We start from the raw sequence: 24,553 nt of genomic DNA, 5'->3' as shown, positions 1-24,553 counted from the left end.
TAAAATAGTATTGATTATCATTAATTATATTGTCCGTTCATCCTAAAAGGCATTATCCACAGGAGTAAGAACAAATGAGAATTCATAATCCATATATTTTACATGATATTGTGACAACGGCCACCCACCCCAGCTGTTTACACATCCTAATCCCATTTGTATTTTATCAATACAAAGATTAGTCAGGTCGGCCTTTCTCACCTCGGGGAAATGCCTTTGGTCTTTACTCCATCCATCATCTAAAGACTCTATCGTATAATGAAGGGCAGAGGCCGAGAACGGAGCCCCGGCTACAATTTGCAAACCTCGTCCTGCTACATTTAGTTGCTTCCACCAACGAATGTCTGTTTTTGTCCCGGTTTCTTGCGGACGAATATAAGGATAAGGCTGCTCTGTAACACATTGATGATAGATTCCCAAGTCACTACTATGATTCCGGTCACAATAATTTTCAATAGGACCACGGCCATAATATTCAATCATTTCAAAATCTTCCGGCATTTGCATTTGCATACCAAAACGAAATAATGGTGGAGTCTTACTTTGCGGATTGACCGACATCCTTTGTGATACCTTTAAAGCTCCCTGATTATTGATGACATAAGTAAGATTTAGTCGGGCAGAGACATTCTTCATCTCGTAATCGGCATATATCATTACCTGCTCATTTCTTGTTTCCCATTTCAAAGAATCAAGCTTTATACCAGGGTTCTTCCATACTGAAAGTTTGCGATGTAGATTAGCTCCCATATCGTTGTCAGTAGGGGCACGCCAAAAGTTAGGGGTTAATGCAGCACCCTCATCCATCAATTCCAGACCTGCTACTTCATAACGAGTCAGATACCCTGTATGTTTGCTGAACTCCAAATGAAAGTTGTCACCGTTTATATGCAGATAATTCCTGTCGTTATCCCGGATTTGTGGAACTTCAATTATTGTATTGACAGTCTCTACATTTTTCAATTCCAGAGCAGGAGCCTTATATGCATTCAGTACAAGCTGATCTTTAGCGACAATATGTCCGGCCGGAAGCAGACCTTCCCGTTTCTTCAAACGATAAGCCACATTGAGTAACCGTTCTCCACATTTACTATCGCCTAAGTCCAATGTGACTTTTGCTTTCTGTCCGGGAGCGACATTCAATGTTTCTACAAATCCTGTACGCACAGTTTCGCCATCCGCCAATACAGCCCATTCCATATAATAGGCAGAGAGGTCTCGAAAGAAGTTTTCGTTATGAATGTTGATTTCACCTTTGGTTACATTGCTTAGAGTAGTCCATATGTTTTGATAAAAATACCCGACTTCATGCATGTGAGGATTAGGCGCACGATCAGGGCTGACCAAGCCATTGTCACAGAAATTATTATCTGAAGCATCGTATTTGCTAAAGTCACCCCCATAGCCATAAATACCCTCTCCTTCTTTGTTTTTCCAATGGCAGGACTGATCTGCAAAATCCCATATAAATCCACCTTGTAAATGAGGGTGTTTACGGATAAGTTCCCAATATTCTTTAAACCCTCCCATTGAATTACCCATGGCATGAGCATATTCACACTGAATCATCGGTTTTAGCAAACCACTACGTTTAGCGTATTTTTCCATTTGAGCATAATCTGCATACATCGGGCAATACACATCTGTAAATTCATTTCCGTCTGCTTGTTCGTATTGCACGGGACGACTTGTGTCTTCCGCCTTTATCCAACGATACGCAGCTTCAAAATTCGGTCCGAAACCCGCTTCGTTTCCTAATGACCAGAAGATGATACAAGGATGATTAAATCCACGTTGTACATTGCGTTGGTTTCTTTCTAAATGAGCCTTCTTATAGTCCGCACGTTTGGCTAATGTTCCATTTCCTCTATAATCCATCCCATGGGACTCTATATTAGCCTCAGCCACTACATAAAGCCCGTATTTATCACACAAATCGTACCATAAATTTGCATCCGGATAATGACAGGTACGTACAGCATTAATATTAAATTTCTTCATTATCTGTATATCCTGTATCATTCGTTCCTGTGACACCACAGCCCCGTCGTCCGGGTCTAATTCGTGACGATTGACCCCCTTGAATAATACCGGCTTGCCATTGATCAAAATCTGCCCGTTCTTCTGTTCTATTTTGCGGAAACCGACTTTCACGGGGATCACTTCATTATTCTCTTGCAAAGTCGCAAGCAACGTATAGAGATAAGGCGTTTCTGCTGTCCATTTCCGAGGATTCTCTACATTCATTACAACAGTATTGCTTCCTTTTACTATTCCCTTTGCTACAGTCCGTCCGGCTATATCTTGTAAATCCAGATTAACGGTACCATTGCCCTTCAGGCTGATTGACACATGCAAAGCGCCGTCCTCATAGTTACTATCCAAATCCGGAGTCACACGAATGTCATTAATACGTTTCTTGTTGCGGGCGTACAGATAGCAATCGCGCCCTACACCGCTATAGCGGAAAAAATCCTGGTCTTCCAGATACGATCCGTCACACCAGCGGAATACTTGAAAGGCAATCAGATTCTTTTGTCCAGGTTTGAGGAAAGGAGTAAGGTCGAATTCCGCTTCCAGCTTACTGTCTTCACTATATCCTACATACTTTCCATTTACCCATAAATACATATTAGAAGTGACAGAACCGAAATGAGCGATGATGTCTTTTCCTTTCCAAGAAGTTGGAATAATGAATTCACGGCGATAGGAACCTATATGATTATTCTCAACAGGCAATTGCGGAGGGTTGTTTTGAAACTGGTTCCGCCAGGCATAACCGTGATTAACATAAATCGGGACTCCGTAGCCGTTCAGTTCCCATACTCCAGGTACTTTTAACTCCTGCCAGCCCTTGTCGTTAAAGTCCGTTTTCCAAAAGTCGACAGGACGAGAAGTTGCATCTTTTACCCAGTTGAATTTCCAAAGTCCATTCAAACTCATATAATTAACAGACTTCTCTTTATGACCTAGTAAAGCTGTTTCCTCTGATTCGTATGCAAAATAATTGGTATGCATAAACGTTCGGTTAACAGCGTTTACTTCCGGATTCTGCCATTCGTCAAATGTTTGGGCGTTAGCATTAATTATTCCCAATGTAAATAGACCTATAATATAATTTTTATTCATTACTGTATTTCCATTTTATTTATATTCGAGCCATGTCGTTGCAACACATTTACTATCTGTCCTGAATCTAATCCAGCGTGCCTGGACAGCTGGAGGGAAATGGTGTATGAATGACTCACCGGGCGCAATATCAAAATGCTTGTACTCCATCCAATGACCATCCCCTGTCGGGTCCATTTCTACGTAAAATCTGACCGGTTGGAAAGATTTGTGAGAAATATTCAGAATACGCTCATCATAAAATCCTATCAAGTAGGGATCGGAATACTCGTCTGCCTCAATTTGTGCATCTACCCATGGTCCACCGCTTCCCACCGGTTTTCCCAGCTCCCACAGGTCGTCAATGGTTCCAGCCCAAAGCGTGAGTTTTTTATCGTCAGACACCACCATGCGTTTATTGCCGCAATCATTGGCATTCATACCTGACAGAATCAATAAGCCACGATAAGAAGCATAGTCGTTAATTCGTAATTTGTGGGAAGATATCGGTCGGATTTTTGCAAAGCCGTCCGCATTTTCAGCTGGTAATTCATAAAATGTGCCATGGCAATTGAACAAGTCACGTTCTGTTGCCACTTCCCGACAAATTCTCAATTTGTTTTGCTTTGTCAGAGTGGTAAACTCATTCTTGCCCAACGGCAATCTCCAGCGACGTTCCTTGTCATCTATAATCAGGACGGATCCGTCTGATACAACCATTTCTCCGGCATTTATTTCAAAATTTCTTCGGATATATTCTACAGTCTTTATGTCATTTTTATTTTCCAGTTTCATGTCTCCAGAAAGTTCATAGTATTTTTCCCCTTCTGACGTTCTCGCTAAAATGCCCAGGCAACGACGATTATCACCCAGGCAATATAACGTCCCTTCCGAAACGGGCTTTTCGTTCACTCGGGTGATGCCCTCAAAAATGGCAGCGGAAGATATAGTTCTTTTCTCGTTCATCGCAAAAACAAAAGTGGCGCTTATAACAGACGTCTTATCTGTAGATATACGAATCCACTCTCCTTTATCTTTCGGAGTAAAAGTTACTAAAGAAGAGCTCTTCGGGTCTATACTCTTAGAGCATAACACAGTCCACTGTCCATTTCCTTGCACATCTACCTCAAAAGTCAGGCAAACTTTATCTTTGCTATCATTACGAACCCATACACATCTGTTATCCCAACCATTAAACAAAAACGGATCACTCGTTTGTCCGGCAACTACAGTGTCGTTCATCCAAACAGAACCGGATGCATTTGTAGGCCCCAATTGATCAATACGTTCCGGTGAGACAAACCACAAATTGGAATTAGACTGACCGGGACCACCAATATTTCCTTTTATCTTTCGCTTGTTCAAAAAATCTTTCTGTGCCGTATCGTCACATCCGAACACAATACGGTCATGCCAACGAGTAAAATCACCGACTACTTTCAAGTAAGATGAACGCGGGAATATCCCGGACGTATTATTTATACAAAATGTTTCGGGAAAATGCCAAAACATACCATGCATTGTCATCAAATAATCCGGATTATCCTTTGTTCCTATATTCCGGATACGTGGCCATTCTGTGTTCCAGCCGTGTGCACCGTCATAAGAATTGCTTGCTTTAGGAAGCCGAAAGAATCTCCATTCTCCTTTTTCCCGTAGAGCAAGAAGTAATGATTTATAATCCCAGCCTGTAGCCCAAACCGGATCTGTTTCCGGATGTGGATTACCGTAAATTCCACCTGGGCCTGTTACTTCTGTAAACTGATTACGGCGTATTACTTTCCAGTCTTTTCCGTTCCATTCCGCCAAACATCCTGCAGGTATGTTAAATTTCTCCAGTGCTTCGTGGGTTGCTTCTCCGTTGTTAGAGAAAACCAATACTCCTTGTCCACTATACAACCCCTTACCATGTGCGCCGGGGAGCAAGTCATTAGTCGGATTAATATCTGTGTCATCATGCATTCCTCCGTTCACATCCGGATAAAGGGTATTCGCCTTTAGTGTATTTACATCTATTTCATAGAATCCTTCCTCCATAGTAGCGATATACACTTTCTCCGCCGGATTAGATAAATGACGTGCAACGCCGGTGTAACGGCCTTGCGCTTCTTTATATGAGATAACACGTACATTACGGTTACTGTCTATAGCGTAAGGACCTATAAAAAGTTGGTTGCTTTCGCTATGAATTAATCGGTTGGCAGAGGTCCCTCCCACACTTTCTGCACGTGCGCGAACTCCAAGTGTGTCTGTGATTTCATAAAGTTTGTCACTGGACCCCCATGGTAAATGAGGCCCGTAAGTAACAACCCATAACCTGTTTTGCCATGGAACGATTGCTCCTGTGCCACACTCTCCTTCATTATTATAATATGCAAGGTGCGGGTAAATCCCGCTATAACAGGGTTTGTGGGAGTCTGTCACGGAGTTCTGCGGACGGCAGGAAACAAGAACGACAAACAGCAACAACAGGTTGCCTTTGATAAGATATTTATTCATTACTATATTATTACATATTACAAAATCAAATGGTGGACATGTATATCCAGTGTGCTGAAACTATACATAACAATATACTGGACACATACATCCACCAAATCAAAAATAAAACCTATTAAAAACTATGATTGACCTATTCTTCTACCCAGAAATCAATACTCCACGGTTTCACCTTGGCCGAAAGGATAGAACTATCTGTTTGTCTTCCCAAATCCAAATTTACCCCTTCTTTATTATATCGGTGCCCATTAAAAGAACGTTCTTTATCCAAGGTAATTTTAAATTCAAACCATTCGTCAGAACGGTTGGTAACGGCTATTACATATTTACCATCCGGTTTTTTCCATGCCATAACGCGGTTATTACTCCGCTCCTCATCCTCCTTTATATTATATCGCCTTGAATCCCAAGGCATATATTTCAGGAAACCGGCAATAGCATTGTAGTTAGACCATTCATAAGTGAAATGCCCGTGCTTTAAATTGGGATAATCAAGTCCTCTGTTTTCAGCACTCGGACGGTAAACGCCCAAACCAAATCCTTCCCTGTCTATCTCACTTATCGGTTTCAACGCATGCAGCCAATACCATTTCGGCGACTGGATAAAAGTCATCCAATTCATAATGGATTGTGCTGTGTTTACCATTCGCCACTCACGTGTATAATCTTTAACTTGTTCTCTAAAGTATTCAAATTCATTCTGATAAATAGGCTTGCCCTGATTGTTTGCCAGATAATTCTCACGACGCTTCATCACATTGTCCGAGTTATCCCCTATACGGTGGTATACCCAAGCATCTACATATTGCAATAATTGTGGATTTTCCTTCCACAATTTCTCACCATACGTTCCCGCATTTCCACTATTGGTGTCATAGATTATCTCTATTGTATTATCTAATGCGCGAATCTTTGGAGCGGCCATTCCAAATACCTTCACCAATTGATCTTCGGTATAGTGGCAGTGTGGATAAGTGGGGTTAGAGTATTGTGATTCATTTTGCAACCCCCATGAAGAGATCTTAAATCCCTGTTCTTTCATGTATTTCGCGTCTTTAACCAAAGCATCGGTAAATTCCTCCAGAAAATTATCATCGTTGTAGTCCTTTAAGGTACCGTTATTCAGACTGTTGTTATTTTTCCAATAAGGAGCTGGAGACCAATACTCCATAGAGATTCCTTCCACACCGGCATCATTCATCAGTTGCAACAAGCTGTTTACTTGTCCGGGAAAACGTTCCTGAAAGTTTTTCCGGTCATCACTGATTCCTCTGAACCAAATTCCCATAGCTACACGCATGTAACGAAATCCGGACAGCATTTCCTTTGCCAAACGCGTACGTTCGGCCGGTGCTAAATCCCAAGGAACTCCGAATTCAGGGTCATCATTTTCATATCGTTCACTATAATTATCGGATTGAATTTCAAATCCCAATCCTTCAATTACCTGTCCGGGCTGGCTGGTTAGTAATTGATAGTTACCACTGGACATCTTTGAAGGAATTTCATCTTTCTTGTCCGGGTCGTCATTTTCATCAGAAGGCTGCTTCTCATGGTGATGGTAAGTTTTGTATTCCTCCTTGCTACAACTTGTCATTGCGTTAGGAAACAAGAATAGCCCTATTAGAAATACTAAGCGTGCAATCATTTGTCTTTTTTTCATGTCTCTTTGGCTGTTAATAGTTATCATTTTGTCCCAAATTCGGGTTTGTAATAATCTCCTGTGAGGGTATTGGCCAAAGATAATTCTTCGCTGTGTCAAAATTACGTTGAACAATTATCTTGATAAGCCCTTCATTGTACATAGGGGTGAAATCTGCAATTCCGTCTTCATCGATTTCTGGTGTATATGGGAAAAACCATTTATTTTTGTTGACAACTTTATTTATCAGTTCATCCTTGTCAAGCAACCCATAGTTTGGTAAATTCAAGACTTTCTCTGCCAGCTTCCATCGGATAATGTCCATATACCTTATACTACCTTCAAAAGCCAGCTCCATACGTCGCTCAATTCGTACTATTTGGCGCAACTTGTCCCGATCTTGGGTAGTGACTTTGGGGTATCCTGTTGCAGCCGCGTAGTCTTTTTTGTAAGCCCGAGCTCTAACCTGATTGATGGCATCCAACACAGACTGGTCAATGTCATTGGCCTCAATCTTCGCTTCGGCATAGGTCAGCAGCACTTCTCCATAACGAATAAACACAAAATCGGGGTCTACCTTGAATGTTCCGTCATTAATCCATAGTTCATCCACTCCTTTTTTCCTGAGCAAACCGTTGTAAGAAGCATATTGGCTTCCGGTTTTGCAATCAAGATTGGTAATTTCTTTTCCGGCAATAGCACTCCAGACCCTGCTGATGTTAGGATTAGGATTATATATTACACCTACATGTTCAGTTCCAAATTCTACGATTGTGGCAGTGCAGCGCGGATCGCGATTCTTGAAAGGATTTTGTGGGTCAAACAATGGTGATTCATCAATGGGAAGCCCGTCTGTACAAAGAAAAGAGCAGAATAGTTCCCAAGAGGGATATTCGGAAGCATATCCGCCACGGTTTCTAGGGCAATACGACATGGCTGCACCTACGTCCAAGTAGTTTTTTAGTTCTACCGAACGAGGCCAAGAAAGAATATTCTCCTTCGCATGGTGTGTAGAAGCTATAAACAACTCCTCGAAGTCCGGATGAAGTTCATATATCTGTAAATCCATACATTTTTTTGCTGCTTGTGCCGCAAGTTCCCAATCTTCATTATACAATGCGTAACGGGCTTTAATGGCATAAGCGGCTCCTTTGGTTGCAAATTCCCGTTGAGTGCCGTAAGTCTCGGGCAGATAATGCGCTGCTTCATCCAAATCTTTGTACACGTTTTCCATTACCTCTTCCCGATCAGTTCGCCCCATTTCAAACGCTTCATCAATACTGATCTCTTTGTCTATATAAACTACATCTCCGAAGAGAGAAGTAAGTATGGCATATTGGGTGGCACGGACAAAAAGAGTTTGTGCCCTGTACAATTGCTTTTTTTCTTCCGAGATGCCTACACTGTTTGCATCCTCAAGTTTTTCTAACAGAATATTGGCGCGTGCGATAGCCTTGTATCCATTCTGCCAACGTTTCTTTACCTGATCTGATTCTCCATTAATTGTTCCACCTGTTATAAAATTCAAACTGGCTCTAGACTGGTTATCATCACTCCACGGTGAATAATCTATTGTACTTTCATTTCCATTTAACGTGAAGAACACAGTACGATATAGCCCGCCGATAGAACGTTGGATTTCATCTTCCGAACTATACCAGGAATCTCTTGATCCTGTGTCCAACGGATCTAAATCTAAATTGGCACAACTGCTCCATAGACATACTGTTGTAAAGATAAAAAGAATATGATAAACCTTTTTCATATTATTCAGTTTTAAAATTTAATGTTAATACCTCCAAGTATGGATCTGGTAATAGGATAGAAATCTTTATTATCCGTACCACCGATTACGTCCGAACTGTTCTCCGGATCCCATCCTTTCGGATATTTGCTGAAGCACAGAATATCGTTGGCACTAAGATAGATGCGCAGACTCTTAATACTCAATTTCTCTGTCAAATGCTTGGGGACGGTATAACCGACAGTGATATTTTTCAAGCGGAAATAGGCGCCATTGAACAGCCAAAAATCGGACATTGCATAGTTGTGGCCTGATTGAGTGGATGTAAGGCGGGGGTACTTTGCTTCTGCATTTTGTTCGGGAGTATTGTAATTGCTCCAATATTTGCCATCAATCAGTCGGGGAATAGCACCGAAATTGTTACGCAACGGCTGAACCATTTCCGTTTTTTTGCATTGCAATTGTTTTCCTATTCCTTGCATGCTAATATTCAAATCAAAACCCTTGTAATCGGCATTTAAAGTGGCGCCATATAAAAAACGGGGTTGTGAATTACCCAATAATACTCTGTCTCTGTCCGGAGAGATCGGTGAATTATCGGTTGGATCGGCTTTCAGATACTTGATATCACCCGGTTTCACATTATTATTCATCACTGGAGTATTCGCAATTTCTTCCGATGTTTGGAAAATACCATCTGTACGATATCCGTACCATTCGTTGAAATAGCTACCCATTCTCTTTATTCGGTCTCCTAAAAATTGATTTCCCCCAAGGTAACCCATTTTAGAACGATAATCGCTTAGATTGGCAGATATTCCGTAATGAAAGTCATTGATATGATCATTCCAGCTCATTTCAATTTCAAAACCGGTTGTTTTCATCTTGCCGGTATTCTGTTGAGGGTTGTCATATCCTACATAATCCGGTATATCTACATCCAAAATCATATCCTTAGTTATCTTGTAGTAATAGTCTGCAGTCAACCGCAAACGTCCGTCCAATAAGGCTACATCAAGTCCTAATCCAAATGTTTTTGTTGTTTCCCATGATATATTGCGGATGGCGTATTGCCACTGTGCGGCAGTAAGATAGGAAGTAACATTATTACCTTCATAAAATAATTGGTCACTATAAGCCAGTAAAGGCAAATAAGGGTATTCTCCGACACGGTCATTACCCAACAAGCCATAAGACGCACGGAATTTCAGAAAAGACAGCGGTTTGATATGGAGATCCTTAAAGAATGGTTCTTCGCTGATGACCCACCCGCCGGATATGGAAGGAAAATATCCGATACGATGTTTCTTGTCGAAGCGGGAGGAACTGTCACTACGCAGGTTAGCCTGAAGCAAATACCGATTGTTATAATTATACATAATTCTACCGAAAGTAGATCGGTAAGCAGTGTGCTTGGCATTGCCATTATTGAACTGATAGTCACTTGAACCTCTGTCAAGATAGGGGTATTGTGTCAATTCAAAATGATCGCGGGAAGCCTTGAGGTCTTCCGTTTTATAGGTATTGTCTTCATACCCCAGAAGTAAAGTTAATGTGTGATTACCAAGCGTACAGTCATAATTGGCGAACAACTGTTTGGTAATGCTTTGCTTATTGCCTCTTGATTCACTTAGCTGTGTAGAACCATAGTCTGTAATGGCGCCAATCAGTTCATTCGGATTCTCTGCACTAAAGTATTCGATACGCTTTCTGAACTCCTTTGTACGTGAATCGTTATAAATGGGAGATAACACGGCTGATAATTTCAATCCCTTGACCGGAGTCAGATACAAAGCTATTTTCCCACTGACCTGATTGTAATACTCTTTTTTGTTACCGCCATAATGTAACTTTGCATAGGGATTATCTCCTGATTTTCCATCGGCTATACGTCCGTCGCTCCAAGTAGCGGCATAAACCTGAGGGAACAAGTTACTGGCATCCATAGGATCGTATGTTGGCTTGGTATAGCTGGATCTCTTTACACTGATATCAAATGCCGCAGAAATATATTTGTTGATTTTTATATCATTATTCATACGAACAGTGAAACGCTCATAATCACGGTTGTTGTACAAACCGTCAGCATAGTCATATCCGAAAGTGGCTTTGGTTCGTATATGTTCCGTTCCTCCTGCGATGCTGAAAGAGTGTGTCTGTTTGGTAGCTTTGTTCTTTAGCAAGACGTTTCTCCAATTCGTATTGGGATATTTGTCTGGATTTTCGCGGTTATACTCCATGTAATTATCTATCGTTGTAGCAGCGTATGTAGGATACTCGTCGCTTCCATTACCAGCATCGTTCCAACGTAGCTCATTAGTCATTTCCATGAAGCGTTGTACATCTACAAAATCCGGTCTGGCGGTAGGTTTATCTATCCCGAATTCATAAGAATATTCCAAAGAGAGTTGGTTAGTCTTGGCTCGTTTGGTTGTTACAATAATAACGCCTGAAGCAGCTCTGGAGCCATAAATAGCAGCTGAAGCAGCATCTTTCAGTGCAGTGATACTTTCCACGTCGTTGGGATTGATATCATTAATGTTATCGGCAGGCACACCATCCACTATCACCAATGGGCTGCTTTCGCCAATCGTAGTGATACCACGAATGCGTATCGCACTTTGTGCTCCAGGAGCATTGTTGGTACGAGTAACAGTGACTCCCGACATGGCACCTTGCAGTGCTGTAGACAACTGTGCAACCTTTCGATCGGTGATCCTGCTACCCATGACAGAACTTACAGAACCGGTCAAGTCCTTTTTCTGTGCTGTGCCGTACCCGATAACGACCACCTCGTCTAATCCTTGGGCTGCCTCTATCAAAATGACATCAATAACATTCTTATAATCATCCACTTTAACTTCCGTCGTCTCATATCCGATGAACTGATAAGATAGAACACTTCCGGCCGAAACTGTTATCATATAGTTTCCGTCCATGTCGGAGATCACTCCAGTCTTTCCGTCTTTATCGGCTATGGTTGCTCCAGCCATGGGTTCACCGTGTTTATCAGTGATACGTCCTTTGACTGTCTTTCTACTAACGGTCTTTTTGACTTTTTTCAAAATAACATAGTTTCGGTCAAACTCATACGTAATGTTGCTATGGGCAAAGAGCTTATTTAAAGTTTCTTTCATCGAAGCTTTCTTTAATGAGAGAGTAACAGTCTTGCTTACGTCAACTTCATTCTTGTTGTACAAGAAGCTATATTGGCTTTGCTTTTCAACCATGTTCAATACTTCCGAAATGGATGTGTCTTTCACTTGTAATGTGATTGTTTGCTTCTCCTGTGCCAATGCCGGCAGAGAAAAGCAGAGCAACATGATAACTGGAAAACAAAAAGTCGCCCACCACTGCTGAGCAGTTTTCTTCAGTTTATTCCAGTTTTTGCTGTTTAATAATTCTTTTGACATGTTTCTTTAAAGATTTAATTGTTAGCAAATTCTAATAATAAGATTAGTTTATTTTATACAGTTTGCCAATGTATTTATAAGGCGATTCCAAATTGTAATCACACACGTTGATAATCATATTTTTTTAAAATCTAAAAAACAATATAAGAATGATGTGGAATTTTCTTTTTAAATCGCCCTTTAAACAAGAATAGTTTATTTTATGCCTTAAGAGCCTTTGCATATTACTTAAAAAAACAATGTATGAAAAAAATTTGCTATTATTGTATAGGAATTCTTTCCTTGTTTTCCTGTCAGCAGGAAACAGAACTCGCAGAGACCTCTCCTTCAGGCGGGGAGCAGATACAATTTGTTTTGGCTGTAGACAATGACAAAAACACACGTGTGACTACTGACGACAGCTTTAAGACCTTTTTTAATGAAGGAGATGCGGTTGGTGTCTTTGCGGTATCGCATTTACCGGGTAATTCAACAGCGCTTCAATCTCAAGGTAATTACATAGACAATCGAAAATTAACACTTAAAGACGGAGAATGGATAATGGAAGGAACTCCTGTCTATTTTCCGAAGAATGGAGAAGTTCTCGATTTTTATGCTTATTATCCTTACTCCAAAAACATTAATCCTACAGCAATCAACTATGATGCTTCCAAATCCATGTATGACTTGATGCTGGCAAAAACAGTAGACTTGGCCTCATCTTCCGGAACAGTGCAATTATTATTTAAACATCAACTGACGTTGGTGGACGTCAAGCTGACTTCGGGCGGTGGGAAAAATATAGAGATGAAAAATGTAATACCCGCCTGTACGTTTAATCTCGCTCAAATTGGTACACCTGATAAAATGAAGCTTGCAGATGAAGAGACATCTATGGGAAATATAGATTTCGATGAAGAACGGAAAAAGAATTTCAGAGCTTACATACCTTCTCAGCCTCTACAGGAACTGTCTTTTATTATAAAAGCCGGAAATTCGGAACATGAATATTCTCCCGCTAATAAACAGTTTGAACCTGGTAAAGCTTACAGTTATCAGATTGCTTCAAAACTTGTAGATTTGCCTTCATTGCCCAACTGCTATATGGTGAAGCCTGGTGGAGAAATTACTTTTCCCGTATTGAAAGCGTACGAAGTCTGGCGGCAGGAATCCTACTGCGGGAATCCGGATTTGTCCGGGACTTTGAGCGTATCATTGTTGTGGATGGACACAGAAGACCTTATTCCTGAGCAAGGTGTAATTTTAAGTAAAGACGGACAACAGGCAGATAAAAGTACGATTACTGTGAGAACATCTGCCGGCAAGCAAGGAAATGCTGTCATTGCAGTAAAAATCGGTAATGATACCCGTTGGGTATGGCATATTTGGGTAACAGATTACAATCCGGATGAACACACTTATGCCTATGACAACAATGGAGACGGGGTGACAGATTACTACTTTATGGACCGCAATTTAGGCGCCTTGACTGATGATGCAAACAATCCTAATTCCGTCGGTTGCTTTTATCAGGGAGGTAGAAATACCCCATTTCCCACTAGTTCTGTCACATTTCCCGGAGAAGGAGCATCCGTCGCGGATATCCAGTTGTTCGGACACAACGGAAATAAGCCGAAGATTAAAGTAGAAGCTATTTGGGGAGACGACCAAGGACAGTCTATTCGTCGTGTATTGAAAGATCCTCTGCTATTTATCTCTGCTAAAGGCGAGCCCTATAGTTGGGTGACTACTAATCCAAATGCCTCTAACGACCTTGCCGCTGACTTTTGGCCTAACAGTAAGACAAAGGAAAAGACTATTTATGACCCGTCACCTGCGGGCTGGATGCTTCCCATCTACAAAAACGGGAAATCGCCTTGGGAGAATCTGCCGACTACGTATACTGAATATCTAGCTTCGGCAGGAACTGCATTCGGTAACTATCCTTTGGCAGGAAGATTAAAATTCGATGGCACTTTCCAATGGGCAACAAAGTCGGCAATGATTTATTGCGGAGAGTCTTCCTCCAATCTAAAGACTTATATGGTAATGCTTGCAAAAGACCAAAACAAAATAGATAATAATTATTATAGTCGTGCCAACGCTATGCCGGTACGCTGTGTGAAAATTGCAAAATAAACCGAATTAATTATATGGAATTATGAAAATAAAACAATTGATAATATTGTCATTTTGCCTGTGCGGCTTGGCAGCTTGTGAAGACATCTATAAAGGCGGTGAAAACCATCAGCAAACAGAAGTTGCCGTTTTGTTCAAGCCATCTATCACTTCTTATGACAAAGATGAAGTCGAAAAGTGGAAAGAAGGTGAAACGGTAGGTGTTTATATGATACGGAATAAAGCCGATTTTTCATTAGAGAATTCGATCAACCAAATTTTCAATAAAAAAATGCAAGTTCAGGCGGATGGCATGTTAAAGGTCTCCGGAGAAGAGCCTGCTTTTTTGTATCCGACAGATGCGACAAAGGTGGATTTTATTCTCTATGCACCATGGAATCCAAGTCTGGAAGAGAATGTACTACAACTTGACGTCCGGAATCAAGCAAAATCAGATTTTTGCGATTATCTTTACAGCAATAATGCTAAAAACAAGTATCGTACAACCACACCGGTAAAAGTGGTATTCAAACATGTTTTTGCGAAAATGATCTTTCATATTAGAAACGGTGAAGGTATTAGTGCGGAAGACCTGAAAGTGTTGAGACTGACTTGTTCTGATTTGCCGGCAATAGGGAAATTTTCTTTGGGAACTGCCGAAATGACAGAAATGGAAGCGGGAGATATCCCTGTTTCTGTTTCATCAGAAGGTTCTTATGGAGAATGTGTCTTACTTCCAAGTACGGGAAACGGGCTTCTACTATTTGATGTTGCCGGAAATCAGTATAGAAAAAAAATAGGGAACATGACATTTGAAATGGGAAAACAATATACCTTTGACATTGTGGTTTCTCTGCCCGGCATTGAAGTTAATTTAAAAGAGATTGAAGATTGGGATGTAGAAACTTTTTTATGATTAAAGAATATTTCTGAAAAACATTTTCGGGGGATAATACTTGTTAATAAATTATCCCCCAATGACCATGGCAATAAGGACAGTATATATAATACCTTAAATAACAAATGAAAGAAAAACATGTCATAGATGATTTTGAATTAGTCAATCGGATGCGGAAAAACGATCAACATGCCTTTTCCACTCTTTTTATTAAGTACCATTCTGACCTGTTGTTATACTGTGGGACTTTTATTGCAGACAGAAACGAATGCGAAGATATTATTCAAAGCATATTTTTGGAACTTTGGGAGAAAAGAACAGAATTGAGTATTGATACTTCTTTGAGAAGTTTTTTACTGAGAGTTGTACGGCATGACTGCTATGATGCAATCAAGCATCGTAGAATAGTTGAAAGTCATATAGCTTATGTACTTGAATGTTCTACTGCAACCAATTGGGATGTAGATCATTATGTAAGCTATTCTGAGCTAGAGACACAAATAAATACATTGTTGGAACAATTTGATAAAAAGTCTGTCGATGTGTTTCGTATGAGTCGTTTCCAATCTATTAAATATGATGATATCGCAAGAGAAATGAACGTATCAAGAAGAACCGTTGAGGTACGCGTTGGAAATGTATTGAAATACCTTAGAGATAACCTGAAAGACTTATGGCCTTTGTGACTTATTTTATTAATTATCTAACAATATAATAGATTAAATAATGGATCAACAAGAATACATAGATGAACTGATTATAAAGTGTTTGTCAGGCGAAGCGGGAGTTGATGAATCTAAAGAGTTGTCTCGTTGGATGGATGCGGACAAGGAGCATTTGGCTTATTTCCTGAAGATGAAGAATATCTGGGATATCTCTCATCCTGCTTTTGATATTGAAAGCATTCAACCTCAGTACCGGCTGGAACAACTCTTAGAGAAAATAAAAGGAAGGCAAAGAAGAAATCGGCTTGAAATTTTCGTCAGAACTTGGCAACGGATAGCTGCTTTCATAGCTGTTCCATTGCTTCTTTCGACTTTCTATTTGGGATATCTTCAGAAGAAAGAATCGACAAATCACGTCTGGCAAGAACTGAATGCCTTATATGGCACACGAACTAAAGCAGTGTTACCTGATGGTAGTGTAGTTTGGATGAACGGTGGTAGTACATTGCGTTATCCGCTTCCTTTCGAAGGTAAAAAGCGCGATGTCGAGTTGAAAGGTGAGGGCTATTTTCAAATAGCTCCTGATAAAAAACGTCCATTCATTGTACATACGCCTCGTCTTGATATTGAAGCTTTGGGAACGGAATTTAATGTCTATAGTTATGATAGTGACAGTTTGACGCAAGTTACATTGGTCACAGGCAGTGTATGTGTTTCGTCCAAAGAACGTCGAATTCTTATGAATCCGAATGAACGTATCGTTTACAATCACCGCAACAAAGATTATCAATTATATTTGGGTAATCCTGAAAAATGGTGTTCATGGAAGCAGGGAGAATTAGTTTTCCGCAATGAACCGTTGCAGGATATTTTTAAACGGTTAAGTCAAATGTATAACATCAGTTTCCAATTGGATGAAATGAGTAAAAATCTGATCTGTCATGCAACTTTTAAAGATGAATCATTGGATAGGATTTTGCACTTATTGGAAAAAACTATGTCAATAGAGTGTCAATATCTTAAGAATGGAAGTAGCGATCATACTGAAAAACAATATGTTAAAATCAGCTGTAAAAAAAGAAATTAATAAATTATGAAGAAATATTATCTGTTGTGCGTCATGACATTTACTGCGATAAGTTCAATTTTCGCTCAGAAACAATACACTCTTACATCTCCTGACGAAAATCTGCAGACAAATGTGTATGTAGGAGAAAAAATTGAGTACCAAATTCAAAATAAAGGAAAAATTTTATTGGAAAATTCTCCGATAGCACTGACACTCGTTAATGGAAACACATGGGGAGAACAACCCAAAGTCATTAAAGCGAATCATTATGAGAAAAAAGGCAATATTGTTTCTCCTTTTTACCGTGCAGATTCAATAACCGAAAACTATAAGTCGCTTGTGCTTCGCTTTAAAGGAGATTTCAGTATCGAGTTTAGAGCCTACAACGATGGAATAGCGTATCGCTTCATTAATCACTCCAAACAACCTTTCTGCATCAAAAATGAGACGGTAGAGTACCATTTTCCTGATAATTATCAAGTCACAGTTCCTTATGTTAGGGAAAATGAAGGAAATATAGAAGCACAATTCTTTAATTCATTTGAAAATGTGTATGAAACCACATCGCTTACAGGCTATAACCCTAAACGTCTGAGTTTTCTGCCACTATTGGTCGATACGGGCACCGGAGTAAAAATGTGCATTACTGAGACCAATCTGGAGAATTATCCGGGACTCTATATGAATATTTCCCAAATACATCCACATACAATGGTGGGAGTCTTTGCCCGTTATCCAAAGTACGTAAAGCAAGGTGGTCATAATAATCTGCAATTACTCGTTACGGAACGTGAACAGTATATAGCAGAGGTGAATGGAGCGCGAACCTTTCCTTGGCGAATTATTGCTATAGCTCAAAAGGATACAGATTTAGCTGCATCAGACTTGAGTTTCTTATTGGCAGAGCCGTCCCGTATTTCAGATATCTCATGGATAAAACCGGGAAAGGTGGCTTGGGAGTGGTGGAATGCGCTTAATTTGGCTGATGTAGAATTTCGTGCTTGGAAAAATACGGATACGTACAAATACTATATTGATTTTGCCGCATCAAAAAATATAGAATATATAATATTAGATGAAGGATGGGCCGAAAACGGTAAAGCGAATTTAATGTGCGTTGTTCCTGAAATTGATTTGAAAGCTTTAATAGATTATGCAGCTACAAAGAAAGTTGGCATTATACTCTGGGCGGGTTATTATGCTTTTCATCGGGATATGGAACAAGTGTGCAAGTACTATTCCAAGTTGGGAGTAAAGGGCTTTAAAGTGGACTTTATGGACCGGGATGACCAAAAAATGACAGCCTTTAATTATCAGGCAGCTCAAGTAACTGCCAAATACAAACTATTACTTGATTTACATGGGACACATAAACCTGCGGGGCTAAACCGAACCTACCCTAATGTACTGAATTTTGAAGGTGTACATGGATTGGAGCAGATGAAATGGAACGATATCAGTAAGGACCAGATGAAATATGATGTTACCATTCCTTTCATTCGCCAGTTAGCCGGTCCCATGGACTACACGCAGGGAGCTATGCTGAATGCAACCAAAAAAGATTTTTACCCTTGCTATTTCAAACCTATGAGTCAAGGAACCAGATGCCACCAGTTGGCTCTTTATATGATTTTAGACTCACCGTTGAACATGCTTTGCGATTCTCCTACTCATTACAACAAAGAAATAGAATGTACAGAATTTATCGCTTCCATTCCTACAGTATGGAATGAAACAAGAATTATTGACGGAGAAGTAGGTGAATGGATTATAACTGCCCGGCGTAATAATTCCATATGGTATGTAGGAGGAATCACAAACTGGACATCGCGTGATGTAAAATTAGATCTCTCTTTTTTACCGCAAGGAAAATATAAAATAGAAATCTTCAAAGATGGAATCAATGCAGACCGCAATGCAACGGACTATAAGAAAGATTTTTTTGTAACAGAGGATATTACAAAAATACATAAGCTTCATTTAGCACCAGGAGGTGGATTTGCGATGAAGATAGAGGGCTACTTACCTTAATTTGATATAGATAACTCAAGCAATTATAATTCCACTTTTTAATGACAATAGTTCGTTAAGTTTTGAATTAACAATAAAATATTAAGTCAAGTCGAACCGATTCATTATATTAAGGGTTCCTACATCCTGAAAAAAATGAATCTGAACGAACTTGACCAATATAGTGAGATAATCATCGGCTTGCTGAATAAATCGGCGGTAAAGATAAACAATAGTTCGTTAAATTTTAAATTAACATTTAACGAACTATTGTATACAGGAACAGCCAAATAAGATATTACCGGATTCTGACAAGATTAGGTAATGTCTTATTTTATAATGAGGAAAATTGTTACCTTTGTATATATCTTATATTTACAATTAAGATTAAACCTAATTTTTCGCTTATGAAAATAGTTAAGGCTACCTACATCGTTATATTATTCATTACCGGACTATTAGCCGGAGTGTTCTTCTCATCCTCTGTTTCCGCCCAAGAAATTTCGGGAACCTGGCACGGAAAACTTTCCCTTCCCACCGGTTCATTGACTATTGTATTCCACATCAGTCAAACGGAACAAGGCGCTTATGTGACCACACTGGACAGTCCCGACCAAGGAGCCAACGGTATCAAGACACAGACCACTTCTTTCAATGATTCTACTTTAATTATCCAGATACCTGTGATTCATGCTTCGTACAAAGGAAAGCTGAACAGTGATAACACAATCAACGGAACATTTACACAAGGAATGCCCCTTCCGTTGAATCTGGTAAAGGGAGAAGCCAGCCGTCCCAAGCGTCCGCAGGAGCCTCAACCGCCTTTCCCTTACAGAAGTGAAGAAGTCACCGTGAGGAATGAACGCGATGGAATTAACCTTGCCGGAACATTGACTCTTCCCGAAAAAGGAACTAAGTTTCCGGCAGTGGTAATGGTGACGGGAAGCGGTGCGCAGAACCGGGATGAAGAAATCATGGGACACAAACCTTTCTTTGTCATCGCCGATTATCTGACCCGAAACGGAATTGCTGTACTTAGATGTGATGACAGGGGTACTGCCGCTTCACAAGGTACTCACGCAACAGCTACCAATGAGGATTTTGCCACAGATACGGAAGCAATGGTGAATTATCTGCGCAGCAGAAAAGAAATAAATGCAAAGAAAATCGGAATTATCGGACATAGCGCAGGAGGAATCATTGCATTCATCGTTGCTAAAAAGGACCTATCCATTGCATTTGTCGTTTCATTGGCAGGAGCCGGTGTAAGAGGCGACAGTCTGATGCTGAAGCAGGTAGAGCTAATCTCTAAATCCCAGGGAATGCCGGATGCCGTCTGGCAAGGGATGAAGCCTTCAATACGGAACAGATATGCCATACTGCAACAAACAGACAAAACTCCCGAAGAGTTGCAGAAAGAACTGTATGCAGACGTCACAAAAACAATGTCTCCCGAACAATTGAAAGACCTAAATACCATCCAGCAGATATCTGCACAAATCAGTTCGATGACTTCTCCATGGTATCTTCATTTTATGAGATATGACCCAGGCCAGGATTTGAAGAAACTAAAATGTCCGGTTCTGGCTCTGAACGGAGAAAAGGATATTCAAGTGGATGCCGCCATGAATCTTGCTGCCATTCAGGAAAGAATCACCGGAAATGGAAACAAAAATGTAACAGTCAAAGCCTATCCGAACTTAAATCATCTGTTTCAGACTTGCGAAAAAGGAACATTGGCTGAATACGGGCAGTTGGAAGAAACAATCAATCCGGAAGTCTTGAAAGATATCATTGAATGGATAAGGAAACAATAAGTCTATTAATGATATTACTTAGCAAGTACACATTTCTCAATATCACATTCTTTTCTTGCTAATTCTTGCAAATTCTTCAAATATTTGCAAGAATTGGAAAGAAAGTAAATGGCTACAATTTACATATACTACATAAATCTCCCGTCATCAGCTTACACCAACATTGTCTAATTTGATTTAAATCAAAATCCATCTCATCGAACTCACCCTGAAAGATTTTGTTTTACCTTTGCAGCCAAAACAAATAAGCGGCAAATAATAGTAAGGTAAAAAGGTAACAGGTATTAAGGTAAAGTTTTGTATGAAGAAGAGTCTTATTGCATTGGCGTTCGGCACACTGGGATTAGGTATTGCCGAATTTGTAATGATGGGAATTTTGCCCGATGTGGCAAAAGATTTAGGTATTAGTATTCCTACCGCAGGGCATTTCATTTCTGCTTATGCATTAGGCGTCTGTGTCGGTGCACCTGTATTGACACTGGCTCGCAAATATCCGCTAAAACATATTCTGTTAGTATTAGTTACCTTAATTATGATAGGTAATATCTGTGCGGCTATGGCTCCCAATTACTGGGTGTTGCTCGCTGCCCGTTTTATCTCCGGCTTGCCTCATGGTGCATACTTCGGAGTAGGCTCTATTGTTGCAGAGAAACTAGCCGACAAGGGTAAAGGTTCGGAAGCCGTCTCCATCATGATTGCAGGAATGACCATTGCCAACCTGTTTGGTGTACCTTTGGGCACTTCCCTAAGTACCATGCTTTCCTGGCGTGCCACTTTCCTGCTGGTCGGTATCTGGGGAATTGTTATCCTATATTACATCTGGCGATGGGTTCCGCATGTAGAAGGCTTAAAAGATACCGGCTTTAAAGGACAATTCCGCTTTCTTAGAACTCCGGCTCCGTGGCTGATTCTCGGTGCTACGGCACTAGGTAATGGCGGTGTATTCTGCTGGTATAGCTACATCAATCCGATGCTTACCAATGTGTCCGGCTTCTCCGCAGAAAGCATTACGCCTTTAATGATCCTTGCCGGCTTCGGTATGGTAGTGGGAAACCTGATTAGCGGACGTCTCTCCGACCGCTACACCCCCGGAAAAATAGGGACTGCCGCTCAAGCACTTATCTGTATTATGTTATTGCTCATTTTCTTCCTTTCTCCCTATAAATGGGCAGCAGCCCTGTTGATGTGCCTTTGTACGGCAGGACTGTTCGCTGTATCCAGTCCGGAGCAGATATTAATTATCCGCGTATCAAAAGGAGGAGAAATGCTGGGAGCAGCCTGCGTGCAGGTTGCATTCAATCTCGGAAATGCCATCGGTGCTTATGCAGGCGGACTGGCTGTTAGTGGTGGATACCGTTATCCGTCCCTGGCGGGTGTACCATTCGCCCTAATTGGATTTACTTTATTCCTGATTTTCTATAAGAAATATCAGGCAAAATATTAAAACTCTGCCAAAATGCCTATCTTTGCAGTCAGATTATCGATAACTAAATAAAAACGAAATAGATAAATGGCATTGCAATGTGGTATTGTAGGACTACCGAACGTGGGTAAGTCGACACTTTTCAACTGTTTGTCGAATGCGAAAGCACAGGCGGCAAATTTCCCTTTCTGTACAATTGAACCCAATGTAGGTGTAATCACTGTTCCTGACGAACGTCTGAACGCACTCGCTGAATTGGTGCACCCCCAACGAATTGTTCCTACAACTGTAGAAATCGTAGATATCGCCGGACTGGTGAAAGGCGCAAGCAAAGGTGAAGGACTGGGAAACAAGTTCCTTGCCAATATCCGTGAGACAGATGCAATTATCCACGTACTCCGTTGCTTCGATGACGACAATGTGACACACGTAGACGGAAGCGTAAATCCCGTCCGCGACAAAGAAATCATTGACTACGAACTTCAATTGAAAGACCTGGAAACCATCGAAAGCCGTATCCAGAAAGTACAGAAACAAGCACAGACGGGCGGAGACAAAGCTGCAAAGTTAGCTTACGATGTACTCGTTCAATATAAAGACGCATTGGAACAGGGAAAATCTGCACGTACAGTGACTTTTGAAACAAAAGACGAACAAAAGATAGCTCACGAACTGTTCTTATTGACCAGCAAACCGGTAATGTATGTTTGCAATGTTGATGAAGCAAGCGCAGTAAACGGAAATAAATACGTAGATATGGTACGCGAAGCCGTAAAAGACGAGAATGCTCAAATCCTGATTGTCGCAGCCAAAACAGAAGCGGACATCGCCGAACTGGAAACGTACGAAGACCGTCAAATGTTCCTTGCCGAAGTAGGCTTGGAAGAATCGGGCGTAGCACGTCTTATCAAATCTGCTTATAAACTCCTGAATCTCGAAACATATTTCACTGCCGGTGTACAAGAAGTACGTGCCTGGACATACGAAAAAGGATGGAAAGCTCCTCAATGTGCCGGAGTGATCCACACCGATTTTGAAAAAGGCTTTATCCGTGCCGAAGTTATCAAATACGATGATTATATCAAATACGGCTCGGAAGCAGCTGTGAAAGAAGCCGGAAAACTGGGTGTGGAAGGAAAAGAATATGTGGTGCAGGATGGCGACATCATGCATTTCCGTTTCAACGTGTGATTATCGGTTACCACCGACGACTTATTAATTACTAATTCGCTAACAATATGAAATATCTCATTGCAGGAACGGGAGGTGTAGGCGGCAGTATCGCAGGATTCTTGTCGCTGGCAGGCAAAGATGTAACCTGTATTGCCCGTGGAGCTCATTTGCAGTCGATTCAAACGAACGGTTTGAAACTGAAATCGGATTTGAAGGGCGAACATACGCTCCGGATTCCGGCTACTACCGCTGAAGAATTCAATGGAAAAGCAGATGTGATATTTGTATGCGTAAAAGGTTATTCGGTCGATTCTATCGTAGAACTGATAAAAAGAGCAGCACACAAAGACACGGTTGTCATCCCTATTCTGAATGTATATGGCACAGGGCCGCGCATACAGAAGCTAGTTCCGGAAGTCACCGTTCTCGACGGCTGCATCTATATCGTAGGCTTCGTATCCGGCACCGGAGAAATCACCCAAATGGGAAAGATATTCCGGTTGGTATACGGCGCTCATCGCGGCACAGTTGTAAAACCCGGATTACTGGAAGCTATCCAACAAGACTTGCAGGAAGCAGGCATAAAGGTAGACCTCTCACCGGACATCAACCGGGATACGTTTATCAAATGGTCGTTTATCTCCGCAATGGCTGTGACGGGTGCTTACTACGACGTTCCGATGGGAGAAGTGCAGAAACCGGGAAAGATACGGGATACATTTATCGGACTTTCTACGGAAAGCGCTGCCTTAGGAAAGAAACTGGGCGTCGAATTTCCCGAAGACCCAGTCAGCTACAACCTGAAAGTGATTGACAAGCTCGATCCCGAAAGTACCGCTTCTATGCAAAAAGACCTGGCACGCGGACACGACTCGGAAATACAAGGATTGCTCTTCGACATGATTGCAGCAGCCGAAGAACAGGGAATAGATATACCGACCTACCGGATGGTTGCGGAGAAATTCAAAGAATCTAATCATTAACATTAATCCAAT

14 protein-coding genes are annotated in these 24,553 nt (G+C 40.9%); 9 read left to right on the top strand and 5 right to left on the bottom strand.

Translation table 11 applies throughout. From position 1 onward, the window contains the following. Positions 1-42: 42 nt before the first annotated feature. The 5 genes from N5O98_RS05150 to N5O98_RS05130 all read right to left on the bottom strand — a co-directional run bounded on the left by N5O98_RS05150 (position 43) and on the right by N5O98_RS05130 (position 12,406). Positions 43-3,129, bottom strand: coding sequence for a glycoside hydrolase family 2 TIM barrel-domain containing protein (locus N5O98_RS05150; RefSeq protein WP_008646840.1), 3,087 nt, complete (start codon positions 3,127-3,129; stop codon positions 43-45). A 15-nt stretch (positions 3,130-3,144) separates the two neighbouring features. Next, positions 3,145-5,607, bottom strand: a complete 2,463-nt coding sequence (locus N5O98_RS05145; protein WP_008646842.1) for a hypothetical protein — start codon at positions 5,605-5,607, stop codon at positions 3,145-3,147. A 133-nt stretch (positions 5,608-5,740) separates the two neighbouring features. Further along, positions 5,741-7,270: a hypothetical protein gene (locus N5O98_RS05140; protein WP_134978715.1), complete on the bottom strand. Its 1,530-nt coding sequence runs from the start codon at positions 7,268-7,270 to the stop codon at positions 5,741-5,743. A gap of 13 nt (positions 7,271-7,283) precedes the next feature. After that, positions 7,284-9,014 (bottom strand): RagB/SusD family nutrient uptake outer membrane protein, encoded by a 1,731-nt coding sequence (locus N5O98_RS05135; protein WP_008646846.1) that lies wholly within the window; start codon positions 9,012-9,014, stop codon positions 7,284-7,286. Between the two features lie 11 nt (positions 9,015-9,025). Next, positions 9,026-12,406 carry a TonB-dependent receptor gene (locus N5O98_RS05130; RefSeq protein ID WP_008646848.1) on the bottom strand — a complete coding sequence of 1,127 codons (3,381 nt, stop codon included), beginning with the start codon at positions 12,404-12,406 and terminating at the stop codon, positions 9,026-9,028. A 243-nt stretch (positions 12,407-12,649) separates the two neighbouring features. On the opposite strand from N5O98_RS05130, the gene N5O98_RS05125 reads away from it, so the two are divergent. The 9 genes from N5O98_RS05125 to N5O98_RS05085 all read left to right on the top strand — a co-directional run bounded on the left by N5O98_RS05125 (position 12,650) and on the right by N5O98_RS05085 (position 24,541). Continuing rightward, positions 12,650-14,524 carry a fimbrillin family protein gene (locus N5O98_RS05125; RefSeq protein WP_008646849.1) on the top strand — a complete coding sequence of 625 codons (1,875 nt, stop codon included), beginning with the start codon at positions 12,650-12,652 and terminating at the stop codon, positions 14,522-14,524. A 22-nt stretch (positions 14,525-14,546) separates the two neighbouring features. Further along, complete coding sequence (locus N5O98_RS05120; RefSeq protein WP_055235708.1) at positions 14,547-15,419, top strand: fimbrillin family protein; 873 nt, start codon at positions 14,547-14,549, stop codon at positions 15,417-15,419. A gap of 107 nt (positions 15,420-15,526) precedes the next feature. Then, complete coding sequence (locus tag N5O98_RS05115) at positions 15,527-16,087, top strand: RNA polymerase sigma-70 factor (RefSeq protein ID WP_118160987.1); 561 nt, start codon at positions 15,527-15,529, stop codon at positions 16,085-16,087. A gap of 40 nt (positions 16,088-16,127) precedes the next feature. Continuing rightward, positions 16,128-17,153, top strand: a complete 1,026-nt coding sequence (locus N5O98_RS05110) for a FecR family protein (protein WP_008646853.1) — start codon at positions 16,128-16,130, stop codon at positions 17,151-17,153. 6 nt (positions 17,154-17,159) lie between these two features. Next, positions 17,160-19,166: a glycoside hydrolase family 97 protein gene (locus tag N5O98_RS05105; RefSeq protein WP_032852431.1), complete on the top strand. Its 2,007-nt coding sequence runs from the start codon at positions 17,160-17,162 to the stop codon at positions 19,164-19,166. Between the two features lie 386 nt (positions 19,167-19,552). Continuing rightward, on the top strand, positions 19,553-20,962 hold the full coding sequence (locus N5O98_RS05100) for an alpha/beta hydrolase family protein (protein ID WP_022199497.1): 1,410 nt from the start codon (positions 19,553-19,555) through the stop codon (positions 20,960-20,962). A gap of 301 nt (positions 20,963-21,263) precedes the next feature. Beyond that, entirely contained in the window at positions 21,264-22,406 is a 1,143-nt protein-coding gene (araJ, locus tag N5O98_RS05095; protein ID WP_008646862.1) for an MFS transporter AraJ, read from the top strand. Between the two features lie 66 nt (positions 22,407-22,472). Beyond that, a complete protein-coding gene (gene ychF, locus N5O98_RS05090) occupies positions 22,473-23,576 on the top strand; it encodes a redox-regulated ATPase YchF (RefSeq protein WP_004298673.1) in 1,104 nt (367 codons plus the stop codon). A gap of 47 nt (positions 23,577-23,623) precedes the next feature. Continuing rightward, on the top strand, positions 23,624-24,541 hold the full coding sequence (locus tag N5O98_RS05085; RefSeq protein WP_004317339.1) for a ketopantoate reductase family protein: 918 nt from the start codon (positions 23,624-23,626) through the stop codon (positions 24,539-24,541). Positions 24,542-24,553 lie beyond the last annotated feature (12 nt).

The organism is Bacteroides sp. LFL-34 (genome assembly GCF_027257075.1).
Lineage (GTDB): Bacteria > Bacteroidota > Bacteroidia > Bacteroidales > Bacteroidaceae > Bacteroides > Bacteroides ovatus.
Note: the sequence above shows the minus strand (reverse complement) of the source record. Positions and strands in the feature narration are given on the sequence as shown.